General features: G+C 68.5%; 12 protein-coding genes. 1 reads left to right on the forward strand and 11 read right to left on the reverse strand.

The window, feature by feature from the left end:
* Positions 1–15 precede the first annotated feature (15 nt).
* From narI to GZ67_RS0115665, 10 genes are all read right to left on the reverse strand, one after another.
* Positions 16–774, reverse strand: a complete 759-nt coding sequence (gene narI / locus GZ67_RS0115620; protein ID WP_029262431.1) for a respiratory nitrate reductase subunit gamma — start codon at positions 772–774, stop codon at positions 16–18.
* Entirely contained in the window at positions 771–1,475 is a 705-nt protein-coding gene (gene narJ, locus GZ67_RS0115625) for a nitrate reductase molybdenum cofactor assembly chaperone (protein ID WP_029262432.1), read from the reverse strand. The genes narI and narJ overlap by 4 nt, the downstream gene beginning before the upstream one ends.
* The gene (gene narH / locus GZ67_RS0115630) at positions 1,472–3,157 is read right to left on the reverse strand and encodes a nitrate reductase subunit beta (RefSeq protein ID WP_029262433.1); all 1,686 of its coding nucleotides are present in this window, start codon (positions 3,155–3,157) and stop codon (positions 1,472–1,474) included. Before narH ends, narJ begins: the two co-directional genes overlap by 4 nt.
* Positions 3,157–6,903, reverse strand: a complete 3,747-nt coding sequence (locus GZ67_RS0115635) for a nitrate reductase subunit alpha (RefSeq protein ID WP_029262434.1) — start codon at positions 6,901–6,903, stop codon at positions 3,157–3,159. Before GZ67_RS0115635 ends, narH begins: the two co-directional genes overlap by 1 nt.
* Before the next feature lie 23 nt (positions 6,904–6,926).
* A complete protein-coding gene (locus tag GZ67_RS0115640) occupies positions 6,927–8,237 on the reverse strand; it encodes an MFS transporter (RefSeq protein ID WP_051662577.1) in 1,311 nt (436 codons plus the stop codon).
* A gap of 226 nt (positions 8,238–8,463) precedes the next feature.
* A complete protein-coding gene (cydC, locus tag GZ67_RS0115645; RefSeq protein ID WP_029262436.1) occupies positions 8,464–10,131 on the reverse strand; it encodes a thiol reductant ABC exporter subunit CydC in 1,668 nt (555 codons plus the stop codon).
* Complete coding sequence (gene cydD, locus GZ67_RS0115650) at positions 10,128–11,795, reverse strand: thiol reductant ABC exporter subunit CydD (RefSeq protein WP_029262437.1); 1,668 nt, start codon at positions 11,793–11,795, stop codon at positions 10,128–10,130. The genes cydC and cydD overlap by 4 nt, the downstream gene beginning before the upstream one ends.
* Entirely contained in the window at positions 11,792–12,820 is a 1,029-nt protein-coding gene (gene cydB / locus GZ67_RS0115655; RefSeq protein WP_029262438.1) for a cytochrome d ubiquinol oxidase subunit II, read from the reverse strand. The genes cydD and cydB overlap by 4 nt, the downstream gene beginning before the upstream one ends.
* Positions 12,821–12,834: 14 nt before the next feature.
* Complete coding sequence (locus tag GZ67_RS0115660; protein WP_029262439.1) at positions 12,835–14,250, reverse strand: cytochrome ubiquinol oxidase subunit I; 1,416 nt, start codon at positions 14,248–14,250, stop codon at positions 12,835–12,837.
* A complete protein-coding gene (locus GZ67_RS0115665; RefSeq protein WP_231481828.1) occupies positions 14,237–14,905 on the reverse strand; it encodes a helix-turn-helix domain-containing protein in 669 nt (222 codons plus the stop codon). Before GZ67_RS0115665 ends, GZ67_RS0115660 begins: the two co-directional genes overlap by 14 nt.
* A gap of 148 nt (positions 14,906–15,053) precedes the next feature.
* On the opposite strand from GZ67_RS0115665, the gene radA reads away from it, so the two are divergent.
* A complete protein-coding gene (radA, locus tag GZ67_RS0115670) occupies positions 15,054–16,421 on the forward strand; it encodes a DNA repair protein RadA (protein ID WP_029262441.1) in 1,368 nt (455 codons plus the stop codon).
* A gap of 42 nt (positions 16,422–16,463) precedes the next feature.
* On the opposite strand, the gene GZ67_RS0115675 is transcribed toward radA, so the two are convergent.
* A complete protein-coding gene (locus tag GZ67_RS0115675) occupies positions 16,464–16,874 on the reverse strand; it encodes a hypothetical protein (protein ID WP_029273937.1) in 411 nt (136 codons plus the stop codon).
* Between the last annotated feature and the right edge of the window lie 244 nt (positions 16,875–17,118).

Consider the following 17,118-nt stretch of genomic DNA (forward strand, 5'->3'; position numbering starts at 1 on the left):
GGTCCCTTCCGAGGCCTAGAGCTTGCGGAGCTTGTCGGGATCCGGTGCCTGCACGGGGTCCCAGCCGCGGCGCACCTGCCGCGCACCGCGCTGGTCGTCACGGGACCGGTACACGATGTAGGGGCGGAACAGGTACCCGACCGGTGCCGAGAACACGTGCACGAGACGCGTGAACGGCCACAGTGCGAAGAGCGCGAAAGCCGTGACGACATGGATCTGGAAGAGCAGCGGCACGTCGGTCATGAGTTCGGGCTGCGGCTGGAAGAAGAGGATCGACCGGATCCACGGCGAGATCGTCTCGCGATAGTGGAAGCCGGAGCCGAACACCTGGAACACCACCGTCGCGAGGGTGCCGAAGCCGAGCGTCGCCCCGAGGAACACGTACATCACCTTGTCCATCGCCGTGGTGGCGAGGAACACGGGCCCGACCGTCCGCCGTCGGTAGATGAGGATCGCCAGGCCGGCGAGCGTCAGGATCGCGGCGATCGTTCCGAGCGACGTCGCGCCGAAGTGGTAGATCTCCTCGGAGATGCCGATCGCGTAGAGCCATTCGCGTGGGATGAGAAGCCCGACCACATGTCCCGCGATGACCATGAGGATGCCCAGGTGGAACATCGGAGATCCCCAGCGGAGAAGCCGGTTCTCATATGTCTGAGTGGAACGCGTCGTCCAGCCGAACTTGTCGTACCGGTAGCGCCAGATGTGGCCGACGATGAAGACGGCGATCGCCGCGTACGGGATCGCCACCCAGAGGATGAAGCCCGCCGCGTTCATGACTCTCCTCGCTGCGACACCGGCGCGAAGGGCGCGAGGTTACCGAGGAAGCTCAGCCCGACGGTCTCGGTGGGAGGCCCCTCGCTCACGAGCGCGAGGAATCGTTCCCGGGTGCGGGCGTCGACGGGCGGAAGCGACAGCGTGATCGCACGCACCACGGCGGCCCATTCGCTGCCCATCGCCTCGAGGGCGGCCCGCAGCACCTCGATCCCCTCACGGTGCGAGGCGATGAGTGCCTCCGCGATCGGCGAATCACTCAGGGCCGAGAACTCCAGCACGGCCGGCAGATAGTCCGGCAGCTCCTGCGCGTCGAACTCCCACCCTGCCGCACGATAGGCCTCGAGGAACGTGACGAGCGCTGTCCCTCGTTTACGGGTGTCCCCCGTGGCGTAGTAGCTCAGGTAGAGACTGCATTTGCGCTTGAGGTCGAACGTGACCACGTACCGTCGCTGCCACTCGGTCGTGCCCGCGGCTGTCGCAGCCGCGATGAACCCCGTCAGCGCTTCCGCGATCGCTGTGGGCAGAGCGGCCGCACGCTCCTGCAGGAGCGGGAGCCGGGCGAACCAGGCATCGTCGGGATAGTCGAGCAGCAGCGACGCGATCATGTGCGCGGTCGCACGCCGATCGGCGGAGAGCGCCACCGGGGCGATCTCCGCCGGCAGCTCGCGCCGCGGGGTCACGCGCGGCAGGATCGTGCTCATGACTCGTCCCCTCCGTCGGGATCGCCCTTGCCCGTCGTGCGCACGGGCCCTGTCGACTGCGGAGGGAACAGCCCATCCGTGCCGCCGTTGCCATCCCAGTTGAGGAGGTTCACACGGCCGGGCGTCGACGGCCGGTCCGCGCTCTGCCGGTCGGCCAGCATGTGGAAGTTCTCCACGGCGACCGGAACGGATTGCCCGCTGGAGAGTCCGAACGGCCCCGCCCCGCCCATGCCGGGTCCGCCGTCGAAGTCGAGCGAGCACGCCATCTCCTCCAGCGAGTGCGCCTGCTCGGCATGGGCCGAGGGGATGACGTAGCGGTCCTCGTACTTCGCGATCGCGAGCAGGCGGTACATGGCCTCCACCTCTTCGCCGGTCATACCGACCGCCTTGGCGATGCGCTCATCGCGGACATCGTCGATGCTGACCCCGCGCATGTAGGAGCGCATCGCCGCGAGCCGCCGGAGCGCATGCTCGACCGGCCCTCTCTCCCCCGCGCTGAAGAGCTCGGCGAGGTAGCCGAGCGGGATCCGGAGCTTGTCGATCGCCGCGAACAGCGTGCGCGCGTCTTCACCGTCGTTGCCGGAACCCGAGATCACGTCCACGACGGGAGAGAGGGGCGGGATGTACCAGACCATCGGCATCGTCCGGTACTCGGGGTGCAGCGGCAGCGCCACCTCGTACTCCTGGATCAGCCGCCAGATCGGGCTGCGCTGGGCGGCCTCGATCCAGTCCTCCTGGATGCCGTCCCGTCGCGCCTGCTCGATCACGGCCGGATCGTTCGGATCCAGCAGGATGCTGCGCTGCGCCGCGAGGAGCGCCTTGTCGTCTTCCACACTCGCCGCCTCTGCCACGCGGTCCGCGTCGTAGAGCACGAGCCCGAGATAACGGAGCCGCCCCACGCAGGTCTCGGAGCACACGGTCGGCAGGCCGACCTCGATGCGCGGGTAGCACATCGTGCATTTCTCGGCCTTGCCCGTCTTGTGATTGAAGTAGACCTTCTTGTACGGGCAGCCGGACACGCACATCCGCCATCCGCGGCACTGGTCCTGGTCGACGAGGACGATCCCGTCTTCCGCACGCTTGTACATCGCGCCCGAGGGACAGGAGGCGACACACGACGGGTTGAGGCAGTGCTCGCAGATGCGCGGCAGGTAGAACATGAACGCCTTCGAGAACTCCGCCTCGACCTGCTCGCTCATCTTCTGGAGGATCGGGTCGTCCTGCATGGTCTCCATCGAGCCGCCGAGGTCGTCGTCCCAGTTCGCCGACCACGAGATCTTCATGTTCTCGCCGGTGAGGAGGCTCTTCGGCCGAGCGACCGGCACCTGCGCACCCTTCGGCGCGTTGATGAGCATGTCGTAGTCGTAGGTCCACGGCTCGTAGTAGTCGTGGATCTCGGGGAGCTTCGGGTTGGAGAAGATGCGCGCCAGCTTCGCCAGACGACCGCCGCTACGCAGCTTGAGGCGCCCCCGCTTCGTCCGCGTCCACCCGCCGCCCCAGCGCTCCTGGTCCTCGTAGCTGCGGGGGTAGCCGACGCCGGGGCGGGTCTCGACGTTGTTGAACCAGACGTATTCCACACCGGTGCGATTGGTCCAGGCCTGCTTGCATGTGACCGAGCAGGTGTGACATCCGATGCACTTGTCGAGGTTCATCACCATCGACATCTGCGCCATGACCTTCATCAGTACTCGACCTCCTGGTCACGACGACGGATCGTCGTGATCTCATCTCGCTGATTCCCCGTCGGGCCGAGGTAGTTGAACGCCCACGCCAACTGCGCGTAGCCCCCGATCAGATGGCTGGGCTTGAGCAGGATGCGCGTGAGGGAGTTGTGGATACCTCCGCGCTGACCGCTCGTCTCGGCGATCGGCACATCCACCGTGCGATCCTTCGCGTGGTACATGTACACCGTGCCCTCCGGCATCCGGTGCGACACGTTCGCCCGCGCGACGACGACGCCGTTGCGGTTGTACGACTCGATCCAGTCGTTGTCGCGCACGCCGATCTTGTCGGCGTCCTGCGGGCTCATCCAGATGGTGGGACCTCCCCGCGACAGCGACAGCATGAAGAGGTTGTCCTGGTACTCCGAGTGGATGGACCACTTGGAGTGCGGAGTCAGATACCGCACCGCGACCTCGGCCTGGCCCGTCGCACCTCGTTGGGTGCTCCGCCCGGTCGCGCCGACCTTCGGGTCGTCGAACAGCCGGTGCATGTCCAGCGGAGGGCGGAACGTCGGCAGGTTCTCGCCGAGCTCCTCCATCCAGTCGTGATCGAGATAGAAATGCTGGCGCCCGGTCAGGGTGTGCCACGGCTTCAGATGCTCGACGTTGATCGCGAAGGCCGTGTAGCGCCGCCCGCCATGCTCCGATCCGGACCACTCCGGCGAGGTGATAACGCTCCGTGGCTGCACCTGCACGTCGGCGAACGTGATGCGCTTGCCCTCCTCCTCTTCGGCGAGGAAGGCCATCTGCTGTCCGGTGCGCTTCTCGAGTTCGCGGAACCCCTGCACCGCCAGCCGGCCGTTGCTCGTTCCGGAGAACGCCAGGATCATCTCGCACACGCGCTTGTCCGTGTCGAGCCTCACACGTCCGGCGGCCGGCCCGGACGGGAACACCCCGTTGGACTGCGCCAGTGACGCGATCTCCTTGTCGGGCCGGTAGGTGATCGCCTTCGTCGTCATGCCCAGCTTCGCGGTGAGCGGTCCGAGCGACTTCCAGCGCGCGGCGAGCGCGGGATAGTCGCGTTCGACGGGGACGAGCTTCGTCATCGTCACGCCCGGCACGAGAGGCACGTCCTGCGGGACCACGCCGTGCGCGTACGCCATCACGTCGGGGGTGTCGTGCTGCAGCGGGGAGGCCACGATGTCGCGGCGCACACCCAGATGCCCCTCGCAGAGCTCGCTGAATCGCTCGGCGAGCTCGCCGAACAGGTCGTAGTCCGTCTTCGTCTGCCACGGCGGGTTGATGGCCGGGTTGAACGAGTGCAGGAACGGATGCATGTCGGTCGACGACAGGTCGTACTTCTCGTACCAGGTCGCCGCGGGGAAGACGAGGTCGGAGAACAGCGTCGTCGAGGTCATGCGGAAGTCGGCCGTCATGAGCAGATCGAGCTTGCCGACCGGTGCGTCCTCCCGCCACACGATGTCGCGCGGACGAGAGCCTTCCTCCGTCTCGGAAGCGCGGATGGCCGAGTCCGTCCCGAGCAGGTGCTTGAGGAAGTACTCGTTGCCCTTGCCCGACGACCCGAGGATGTTGGCCCGCCACACCGACACGACCCGGGGGAAGTTCTCCGGTGCGTCCGGGTCTTCGACGGCATAGTGCAGCGATCCGTCGTTCAGTGAGTCGACGATGTGCTGCGCGGGCTCCTTGCCCGCGGCTTCGGCCTCGTCGCACAGGTCGAGCGGATTCCGGGAGAAGGTCGGGTAGCTCGGCATCCATCCGCGCTTGACCGACTCGACCAGGCAGTCGGCCGTCGTGCGGCCGGCGAAGGCCCCGCGTGCGAGAGGCGACGAGAGCTGATCCGCGGGCAGCCCGTCGTAGCGCCACTGGTCGGTCGCGAGGTACCAGAAGGCCGTGCCGATCATCTGCCGGGGCGGGCGGTTCCAGTCACCGGCGGTCGCATACTGCGAGTACCCGGTGATGGGCCGCACCTTCTCCTGACCGACGTAGTGCGCCCACCCTCCGCCGTTGACGCCCTGACACCCCGTCATCGTCGTCAGCGCCAGGAACGTGCGGTAGATCGTGTCGGAGTGGAACCAGTGGTTCGTCCCGGCCCCCATCAGGATCATGGATCGACCCCCGGAGCGTTCGGCGTTGTCGGCGAACTCCCGACCGATGCGCGTCGCCTGCTCGGCGGGCACCGCGGTGATCTCCTCCTGCCACGCCGGTGTGCCCGGAGACGTCGGGTCGTCGTAGCCGGTCGGCCAGTGGCCGGGGATGCCGTCGCGACCGACACCGTACTGCGCGAGCATGAGGTCGAACACGGTCGTCACGAGCTTGCCGGCGACTTCGCGGGTCGGTACTCCGCGGACGACGACTCCGGAACCGCCCGCATGCTCGGCGCCGGCCTCGGGCGGGAGGTCGAACCGAGGAAGGGCGACCTCGGCGGCCGCTCCATCCCACGACGCGAGGTCGGCGATGGAGAGCGGAGGTTCGACGCCCTCGAGGTCGAGGTTCCACTTCCCCTCGTCCTCGGGCGTGAACCGGTGTCCGAGCGACCCGTTCGGCACGACGGCGTCGCCGCGCTCGTCGAGGAGCACGGTCTTGAAGTCCGCGCGAACGGCGGCGGCTTCCGCGCCACCCAGGTCGCTCGCGGTGAGGAACTTGCCGGCGACGAGCTGCTCACCGTGCCGCTCGAGCGTCACCAGATACGGGGCATCCGTGAACCGGCGCATGTAGTCCTCGAAACGCTCGGTGCGCTTGTGCACGAAGTGCTCGGTGAGGATGACATGGCCCATCGCCAATGCCAGCGCCGCATCCGTCCCGGGGTGCGGCGCGACCCACTCGTCGGCGAACTTCGTGTTGTCGGTGTAGTCCGGCGAGACAGTGACGACCTTCTGACCGCGGTAGCGCGCTTCAGCCATGAAGTGCGCATCCGGGGTTCGCGTGACGGGCACGTTCGAGCCCCACATGATCAGATACCCCGCGTTCCACCAGTCGGCGGACTCGGGCACGTCGGTCTGGTCGCCGAAGACCTGAGGGCTCGCGACGGGCAGATCCGCGTACCAGTCGTAGAAAGACAGGATCGACCCGCCGAGCAGGTTGAGGAACCGGGCACCGGCGCCGTGCGACACCATCGACATCGCCGGGATCGGAGAGAAGCCCGCGACGCGGTCAGGGCCGTAGGTCTTCACCGTGTGCACATGAGCCGCCGCAGCGATCTCGAGCGCCTCGTCCCAGGTGGTGCGCACGAGCCCGCCCTTGCCGCGCGCGCTCTTGTAGGACCGCGATGCCTCGGGATCGTCGACGATCGACGCCCAGGCCGTCACGGGGTCGCCGTGCTGCGCTTTCGCGGCGCGATACAGTTCGGCGAGCGTGTCGCGGATGTAGGGGTAGCGCACGCGGGTCGGCGAGTAGGTGTACCAGCTGAAGGCCGCGCCACGCGGACAACCGCGCGGCTCGTACTCCGGCGAGTCCGGACCGACCGACGGGTAATCGGTCTGCTGCGCCTCCCACGTGATGATGCCGTCCTTGACATACACCTTCCACGAGCAGGAGCCGGTGCAGTTGACACCGTGGGTCGAGCGGACCACCTTGTCGTGCGCCCACCGGTCGCGGTAGAACACGTCGCCGGAGCGGCCTCCTTCGAGGAAGAGCGACCGGAGGTCTTCCGAGACCTCGCCGCGTCGGAGGAAGCGCCCCATGCCGAGCAGCGCGTCGGCGAGAGGACCATCGGTGGCCGGATGGATGTCATGCGTGGTCGGTGTCATGGCGCAACTCTCAGATCGTGCGGTCAGCTCTTGGCGGGCGCGCCCGGACGCGCGTAGTAGTACCAGGTCAGCGCCGTGCAGAACAGGCACCAGGCGCCGCAGATCACGAAGAACGCGAACGGGGCGACGGCCGACAACGACATCCCGACGATGAACGGTCCGAACGCCGCCACCGCCGAGGTGAAGCCCACGACGCCGCCCGCCTGGCGCTTCGGGAACAGCATCGGCATCTGCTTGAACGTGCCCGCATTGCCCAGGCCGGCGAAGAAGAAGATCGTGATCATTCCGGCCATGAATCCCCAGAACTCGTTCACGTCCGTCGGCGCGAGGAAGAACAGCGTGATGATGGTCCCGGCCGTCATGCCGATGCCCGAGATGAACGTGAACGGCGCCCCGCCGAACCGGTCGCACAGTGGGCCGGCGACTGCGCGCACGAGGGCCCCGAGTGCCGGACCGATCCACATGTAGGCGAGCGGATCGGGCGCGTTCTCGAACCCGCCGTAGACGTTGACGATGATGAGCCCCATCTGCGCCGCGAGCCCCGCATAGGCACCGAAGGTCATCATGTAGATCGCGGTCATGATCCACGTGTGCTTCAGACGGAAGATATCGAGCTGCTCCCGGAAGTTCGCCTGCACCGGAACGCGCCGGAGGAAGACGAAAGCGAGGATGCTCGCCAGCACCGCCCAGGGGATCAGGACGAGGCCGCCGTTGTGCAGCCACATGTTCGCACCGCCGTCGACAGTGGACTGCGGGTCGAGGAACCAGGTGCCCAGGAGCCCGAAACCGATCACCCACGGAACCAGCACCTGGACGACGCCGATGCCGAAGTTGCCGATGCCGGCCTGAAGCCCGAGCGCCGTGCCCTGCATGCGCTTCGGGAAGAAGTAGCTGGTCGACGGCATGTAGCCCGAGAAGACGCCGCCGCCGATCCCCGCCGCGAAGGCGAGCGCCAGGAGCACTGCATAGGGTGTCGACGTGTCGCGCACTGCGAGCGTCCACCCGAGCATGGGGAGGGCGAGCAGGAGCGAGCTCCATCCCACCAGCGCCCTGGTGCCCACGATGGGCGGGAGGAACATGAAGGCGAAGCGGAGGAGACCGCCGGCCAGACCGGGGATCGCCGCCAGCCAGTAGAGCTGCCCCTGGTCGAGGTCGAAGCCGATGGCGTTCAGCCGTGGGGCGATCGCGCTGACCAGGTACCAGGTCGCGAAGCCGAGCAGCAGCGAGTAGGTCGTGATCCAGAGCGTGCGCCAGGCGAGGGATCTGTCCCACGTGGCATCGTCTTCCGGATTCCAGTTGGACAGGTCCTTGGCGAGTGCTTCCCCGAATTTCACGTGCACGATCCCTTCAGAAGACGCAATGTAACGTGTTACATCCAGTATCGTCCGCAGTGTCGTCGTGAAGTGCACTCCGAACCGTGTTTAATCGACGCCCGCAGCAGATCTCCCGCGGTGACTCGTTCCCGGCTCGGGCCGGTCCGCCGCGGCAGTGCGCCCAGTATCCACCTGGCGCTGCCGCTCGACAAGGGGTTCTGCGTCGACCCCGGAGCTGCGCCTCGGCTCAGCGCGTGCGCCCACCCTCGAGCCGCACGACGCGATCGACCGTGCCCGCAGGCGGTGCCACGTGCGAGATCAACAGCACCGACTGCTCCCCCGCCGCCTCGAGCAGGTCGCGCAGCAGCGCGTCGGACGCGTCGGGGTCGACTCCCGCCGTGGGCTCGTCCAGCACCAGCACGGGGAACCCACGCAGCAGGGCGCGGGCGAGCGCGAGGCGCTGCGCCTGACCACCCGACACGAGCACGCCACGGTCGCCGACCCTCGCGTCGAGGCCACCGCGCTCCCGGGCCCACTCCCCGAGGCCGACCCGGTCGAGCACGGCATACAGTTCGTCGTCGGTCGCCGTGTCGCGCGCGAAGAGCAGGTTCTGGCGGATGTCCTCATCGAACAGCTGGGGGCTCTGCTCGCAGAGGCCGATGGTTCGACGCAGCGCCGGCCCCGACATCTCCGCTGCGTCCTGCCCGTCGATCAGGTACTCGCCCTGCACGCGGAGGAAGCCGACGAGTACGGCCGCCAGCGAGCTCTTCCCCGCGCCGCTCGGCCCTGCCACCAGCACCCGCTCTCCTGGATGCAGATCGAGGTCGACCCCCCGGAGCGCAGGAGCGCCGCCGGGCCAGTTCGCGTGAACGCCGCGCATCCGGATCGTCGGCGTGCCGTCGAGCTCGACGTCGTCGCCCGCGTCGGGCCGCAGCTCATCGGGCATCCGCTCCGGCAGCGTGTCGACGATGCGCTCCGCGCTCGAGCGGACGCTCCGCCACGACGCCGCGGCCACCGGAACCGCACCGAAGATCTCGAACACCACCATCGGCACCAGGACTGCGACGGCCAGCCAGGGCCCGTCGATGGAACCGTCGACGAGTCCGGGCGCGGCAGCGGCGAGCGCCCACACGGATGCCGCGCCGGCGACCGCCGAGACGACACCCGCGGCGATGGCCTGCGCGAATGAGGCGCGATCGACGACGCGTCGCAGGGCGGAATCCGCCGCCGCGATCCGCTCGCGCGCCTGCGCCTCGGCACCGTAGGCCAGGAGCACGTCGAGGCTGCCGAAGTAGTCGACCAGCGCGGCCGAGAGCTCGGCCCGTCGCACGGACACGAGCGCTTCGGCACGCGAGCCGAACACCCAACCGAGTCCGATCGCCGCGGCCGCAGCGGCCAACAGGCACACCGCCAGCGTGAGGGCGGCCGGCGGCGAGACGAATGCGATGAAGCCCACGGCCCCGACCGCCACGACCGCGGCGACCCCGAGCGGCTGCACCACACGCAGCGGCAGGTTCTGCAGGTTCTCGACGTCGTCCACCAGAGCCGTGAGCATCTGTCCGCGATCCGTCGCGCCGAGACCGGCCGGAGAGAGCGGGGTCAGCCGCCGCACCATATCGGCCCGCGTCGAGGCGAGTTGGCGCAGCGCCGCATCGTGGCCGCTCAGCCGCTCGAGATAGCGGGTGACGGCGCGGGACACCGCGAAGAACCGCACGCCGACGACCGCGATCGACAGCGGGACGAGCGAGTCGACGATGGACGCGCTCACGATCAGCCAGCCGCTGACCGCCAGCAGGCTCACGGCGGCGGCGGCCGACAGCACGCCCCAGACGAGTCCGGGGACGAAGCGTCCGATCGGCGGCTGCGCGAGCTGCAGGACACCGCGGATCCGTTCGCGACGTGTCGATCCGCTCATGCGTTCGCCCCCAGCACGACGACGTGGTCGGCGATGTGCCGCGTGGTCCGACGGTGCGACACCAGGAGGATGCTCGCCCCGGCATCCGCTCGTGCGCGCAGCGACCGCCAGAGCCGGTCCTCGGTGTCGGGGTCGAGAGCACTCGAGGGCTCGTCGAGCGCGAGCATCCGGCGCGGGTCGGACGCCTGACGGTACAGCGCTCTGGCGACAGCGACGCGCTGCGCCTGACCGCCCGACAGACCGCTGCCCTGCACGCCGAGTTCGAGGGCGGGGTCGATGCCCTCCGCACAGGCGTCGTCGAGCGCCACTCGGATGCGGTCGGCATCCGGTTCCGGATCGCCGAGTGCGACGTTCGCCGCCACCGTCCCCCGCATCAGCCCCGGAGTCTGCCCGGCCCAGGCGAGCCAGGCCGCCGGGGAGAGCCCACGGAGGTCGCGCCCGGCGAAGGCGGCCATCCCGTCGAAGTCGGCCGCGCCCCGGAGTGCCGCGAGCAGGGAGGACTTGCCCGCGCCGCTCGGCCCCTCGATCAGCGTGATCGTTCCGGGCTCGGCGGTGAACGACACGGGAGGCAGGTCCCGCACGCGCAGCCCTTCGACCACGAGCGCTCCCGCATGCGCCGGTCCCGCCGGTGCCACTTGCAGGATCGAATCACGGATGCCGGACGATTCGCCGGCGATTCCTCCTGCATCCGTGGAACCGTCCTGCATCTGTACCCGGGCCCGTGCCGCGTCGAGCACCTCGAACACGTCTTCGGTCGCCGCGACCCCCTCGGCGGCCGCGTGGAACTGCACCCCCACCTGCCTGATCGGCAGGAACGCCTCGGGTGCGAGCAGCAGCACGAACAGCCCGACCTCGAGTGTCAGGTCGCCTGACAGCAGCCGGAACCCGACCGACACCGCGATCAGTGCGACCGCGAGCGAGGCCAGCAGCTCCATCGCGAAGCCGGACAGGAACGAGAACCGCAGCACCTTCATGGTCTCGCGGCGGTACTCGTCGGCGGTGACCTCGATGCGGTCGGCCGCCCGCCGGTCACGACCGAACAGCCGCAGCGTCGACAGCCCCTGCACCGTGTCGGCGAAGCGGGCGGCGAGGCGCTGCAGCGTCTGCCACTGCCGCGTCTGCACGGTGCGGGTCGCCATCCCGATGAGGATGAGGAACAGCGGGATCAGCGGCAGGGTGATGATCGCGGTGAGCCCGCTCGGCCAGTCCTGCCACCACATCACGGCCACCACCACGGGCGTCGCGATCACGGTCAGCACGAGCTGCGGGATGTAGCGGGCGAAGTACGCGTCGAGCGCTTCCAGTCCGTGTCCCGCGGTCACGGCGAGCTCGGTCTGGTTCCGCTGCGCGAGCCACCCCGGTCCCAATCGACCGACTGCGGAGATCAGGGCCGAGCGCAGCTGCATCCCGGTCTTCGCGGCGGCCCGGGTGCCCGCGGCATCCGAGGCGGCGATCAGCAGCCCGCGCAGCAGCGCCGTGAGCAGCAACCAGATCAGGGATGCCGAGACGTCACGCCCCGCGATCGCCCCGGTGACGGCATCCGTCAGCAGCCAGGCGAAGACGATAACGACCGCCGTCTGGACGACGCCGATCAACGCGGATGCCGCGAGGAACCCCCTCGCGGCACCCGCGTAGCGCAACAGTCTCGGATCGACGGGTTTCACGCGTGCGCCGGAGCCCCCTCGATGGACTTCCGGGTGACGCGCTTACGGAACACCCAGTAGGTCCACGCCTGGTACGCGAGCACGAGCGGCATCGCGATCAGGGCGGTCCAGCTCATGATCTGCAGCGTATACGGGGTGCTGGATGCGTTGGCGATCGTGAGGCTGTAGGCCGGGTCGATCGTCGACGGCATCACGAACGGGAACAGGGCGGCGAACAGCATCACCACGGCGAACAGCACCGTGAGCATGCCGGAGAAGAACGCCCAGCCGTCGCGCCGAACGAGCGAGAGCCCGACAGCTGCGATGAGACTGACCGCCGCGAGCGCACCGGCACCGATGACGAGCCAGAGCAGCGGAGCCTCGCGCCCCATCGCGATCGCGACCGTCCAGATCACCGTTGCGGCCGCCACGAGGATGGTCGGGATGGCCGCCCTCTTCGCCAGACGCCGCGCATCCTCGTGCACCTGACCGTCGGTCTTGAGCGCGACGAAAAGCACGCCGTGCAGGAAGAACAGCAGCAGCGTGGTGACGCCGACCAGCAGGGCATACGGGTTCAGCAGCGCGAAGAAGCCGCCGACGTAGATGTGGTTCTCGTCGATCGCGACGCCCTGCACGATGTTGCCGAAGGCGACGCCCCACAGCAGCGCCGGCACGACCGAGCCGATCACGATCATCCGGTCGAAGCCGGCCTTCCACTTCGCGCTGTCGCGCTGGTGCCGGTACTCGAACGAGACGCCGCGCAGGATCAGCGCGAGCAGGATCAGCAGCAGCGGCAGGTAGAACCCGCTGAACAGCGTCGCGTACCACTCGGGGAACGACGCGAACAGCACGGCGCCGGCGACGATGACCCAGGTCTCGTTGAGATCCCAGACCGGACCGATCGTGTTGATGACCTGACGGCGCGAGACGTCGTCCTTGCCGAGGAACGGCAGCGACATGCCGACTCCGAAGTCGAACCCGTCGAGCACGAAGTAGCCCACGAAGAAGAAGGCGACGATGAAGAACCAGAGTGTTGCGAGATCCATGATGCTCCTCCCTCTCAGTAGACGACCGACGGCAGCTGGGCCGTCTCCTCGTGCGGTTGCTCGTCGGTGTCCGGTCCCTTCTGCGCGGCCCGGATGATGAGGCGGATCTCGACGACGGCGAGCGCCGCGTAGATCGCCGTGAACGAGATCAGCGAGATCAGCACCTCGAGGCCGCTGACTCCCGGCGAGACACCGTCCTGGGTGGTCATCAACCCGAACACGATCCAGGGCTGTCTGCCCATCTCGGTGAAGACCCAGCCCATGATGTTGGCGGCGAGCGCGAGCGGGAACGACCAGATCGCGAGCTTCCACATCCACTGCGCCGGCGGCTTCTTGGCGCCCTTGCGGGTGAGCCAGAGGCCGGCGACGGCGACGAGTGCGGCCGCGATGCCCAGGCCGATCATCCAGCGGAACGCCCAGTACGTGATCCACAGGACCGGGGCGAAGTCCTCGAGCCCCGTCGCGGCGTACGTCTGGGCGTACTCGGCGTTCAGGTCGTTGATGCCGTGCACGCACGCGTCGAGCGTGTGCGTCGACAGCAGCGACAGCAGGTACGGCACCCGGATCGAGAACAGCTCGGAGCTGCCGTCCGGCGTGCCCAGGGTGAAGAGGCTGAAGGAGGCATCCGGTCCGCAGACCGTGTTGAACGTCGCCTCCGCTGCCGCCATCTTCATCGGCTGCGCGGCATACATCGCGAGTCCGAGCTGGTCGCCCGTGAGCACGACCCCGGCGGTCGAGACGATCATCGCCCACAGCCCGAACTTGAGCGAGATGCGCATCGTGTCGAAGTGCTGGCCGCGCGAGAGATGCCAGGCCGACACCGAGATGACGACACCGGCGGCGAACATGAACGCGCCGAAGATCGTGTGCGGGAACGCGGCGAGCGCGACGGGGTTGGTCAGCAGGGCCCAGAAGTCGGTCAACTCGGCGCGGTTGGTCGCCTCGTTGAAGGTGTAGCCGACCGGGTTCTGCATGAACGCGTTGGCCGCGATGATGAAGTACGCCGAGAGGATGCTGCCGATCGAGACGCACCAGATCGTGGCGAGGTGGAGTTTCTGCGGGAGCTTGTCCCAGCCGAAGATCCACAGTCCGATGAACGTCGCCTCGAAGAAGAACGCGAGGAGCCCCTCGAAGGCGAGCGGGGCGCCGAACACGTCGCCGACGAAGCGGGAGTAGTCCGACCAGTTCATGCCGAACTGGAACTCCTGCACGATGCCGGTGACGACGCCCATGGCGAAGTTGATCAGGAAGATCTTGCCGAAGAAGCGGGTCAGGTGCAGGTACTGGACCTTGCCGGTGCGCACCCACGCGGTCTGGAAGATCGCGGCCACCAGGGCCATGCCGATCGTCAGCGGAACGAAGAGGTAGTGGTAGACGGTCGTCAGCCCGAATTGCCATCGGGCGAGAGCGAGCGGATCAAGCCATTCCATGCGCTACTCCTGTTCTGTGAGGCCGTTGCCCCGCGCCGTGACGCCGCAGCGTCGTTCCCTCAGCCGTCCGCGCCGTGGCGTCGCGCAGCTGGACGGTGCAATCCGATGCGAGGACCGCGTCGCGGACGCACTCGGCTTCGAGTGGTCCGCCGGCCTCGTTCAGCACGCTCTGCATGAGCTCGAGATGCACGCGGCACAGCATCGGACGGTCCTCCGACCGACTGGCCGCATGCGGGCACGGGCTGAGGTCGACCGAGAGGCTGCCGTCGTCGACGACCGGCTCGAAGCCGCTCTCTTCCAGGTGCTCCACCAGCGCGTCGAGCTGATACGTGGCCTCACGGCCGAGGTCGGACGCCGCGTCGGGAATCATGCTGCGCATCAGGTCGCCCCGACGCGCAGCCGCCTTGGCCTTGTCGCGCGCCACCGGGCTGGACGCCCCCGGCGCGCCCGTGGCGGCCCGGTAGAGGGTGCGCGGTCGTCCGCGCGTCTTGCGGTGCTCGACGGTCGGGATGACGTGGCCGCCTTCGATCAGGCGCTGCAGGTGCTCGCGGACCGTGTTGGGATGCAGACCCGTGGCCTCGCACAGCTCCGCGATCGTCAGTTCGGCGCGCGCCCTCGTGCTTCCCGCCTCGAAGAGCAGGTGCAGTATCTGCACCCGGGAGTAGCTCGATATCGGCCCGCAAACGGACCCGCCGTTGGCCATGGTCCCAGTATCCCGTGATACCGGGACTTTGCACCGGTGTCCGGCCGTGAATAAACACCTGGTCGATAGGGATGTCCGATCCCGGCGATAGCCTGGCAGCATGGCCACCCGAAAACCCGCTCCTCCAGCCTACGTCTGCACGGAATGCGGGTGGACCACCGCCAAGTGGGTCGGCCGCTGCGGCGAATGCCAGCAGTGGGGCACGGTCCAGGAGCAGGCGGCGCAGACCGGCATCCTCCGACGCGTCGGCCCCGTCGCTCCGACGGCGGATCGCGCGGCACGACCGATCACGCAGATCACGACGCAGGATGCTCCGCGGCGCTCGAGCGGCGTCGGGGAGTTCGACCGGGTGCTCGGCGGCGGCATCGTGCCCGGAGCCGCGATCCTGCTCAGCGGCGAGCCGGGCGTCGGCAAATCGACGCTGTTGCTCGAGGTCGCGGCCCAGGCGGCTCGCGGCGGTCGCCGTGTCCTGTACGCGAGTGCCGAGGAGTCACCGGGCCAGGTGCGCCTGCGCGCCGAACGTACCGGCGCCCTGCACGACGAGCTGTACCTGGCGAGCGAGACCGACCTGGCGACCATCCTCGGCCACATCGACGAGGTCAAGCCGCAGCTCGTGATCGTCGACTCGGTGCAGACCGTCTCGTCGTCGCTGATCGACGGTGCCGCCGGGCAGCCGAGCCAGGTGCGCGAGGTCGCGGCGACACTGATCCGCATCGCGAAGGACCGCGATCTGCCGATCATCATCGTCGGCCACGTGACGAAAGACGGCCAGGTCGCCGGCCCCCGCGTGCTCGAGCACCTGGTCGACGTGGTGTGCCATTTCGAGGGCGACCGGCAGACGTCGCTGCGCTTCATCCGCGCGCTCAAGAACCGCTTCGGTCCGACCGACGAGGTCGGCTGCTTCGAGATGACGGGTGACGGAATCGCCGAAGTCCCCGACCCTTCTGGGCTCTTCCTCTCGCAGGGTGCCACCGAGCCGGGAACCTGCGTCGCGATCTCCCTCGAGGGGCGCCGCGCGCTGCCCGTCGAGGTGCAAGCACTCACGGTGCCCAGCAACGCTCCGAATCCCCGCCGCATCGTGCACGGGGTCGACTCGTCGCGCGTGGCGATGGTGCTGGCGATCCTCGAACGGCGCGCGAACATCAAGACGAGCACGCTCGACGTCTACGTGTCGACCGTGGGCGGGGTGCGCTTCACCGAACCGGCAGCCGACCTCGCGATCGCCATCGCGGTGGCCGGCTCCATCCAGCAGTTCTCGGTGCCGCGCACGGTCGCCGCCGTGGGCGAGCTCAGCCTCGCCGGCGAGATCCGTCCGGTCACCCAGGCGGCGCAGCGTCGGTCCGAGGCCGCCCGGCTCGGCTACGAGCAGGTCGTCGACGACCGGTCGAAGACCCTCCGCGCCGCGCTCGGGGACGTGCGCGCACGCAACACGTCACGCCGTTCCGATCACGACGTCCCGCCGTTCTGATCGACCCCGGCGGGTCGCTGCAGCCCCCGAGGGTCTCGGCTCTCAGGCGTCGAGCGCCTTGAGCAGCTCGACCGGGTCCGCCTGCATCGGATGCGGGCCCGCGATGTCGAGGAACACGGTCGTGATCGGATGCGCCGCCAGGAAGCTCCGGAGCCAGTCTGACGTGTAGATGCCCACGCCGGGCGGGAGGTTGGCGGGCTTGTTCTTCGCGTCACTGAACAGCAGCAGCGCGAGGTCGCCGGTCTTCGCGTCACGGTAGGTCCATACCTCTCCGCTGTCGAGCGGATTGTCGCGGGCTCCCGGCTTGATCAGCGGCACGACCGTGGTGCCGTTACGGAGGGCGAGGGCGACCGCTGCGACGTCCTGCTTCTCGAGCGCCAGGGCCAGAGCCTCCGAACGGAAGTCCTCGGGGGCGGGCTTCTTCTTCCCGGGTTTCGCCTTTTTCGCTGCCATGCATCCAGCTTATGCAGACGGCGAGGCGCCGCGCGCGGAATCGACAGCGGAGACGTAAGGGGCCCTCTCGAGTCCTCCATTGGGGACTGGGGTACTCGAGAGGGCCCTCGGACTCTCGGTGCGGCGATGTCGAAGCGCTGGGGACGCTGTAGTTCGACGCCACTGGGGATGGCATGTTGCCGCATGATGCGGAGAGTCACCTCAATGGTATCCCAAAGATCCGCGCCTGTCTGCCTCAGACAGC

This window comes from Microbacterium sp. Cr-K20, from assembly GCF_000708325.1.
GTDB lineage: Bacteria > Actinomycetota > Actinomycetes > Actinomycetales > Microbacteriaceae > Microbacterium.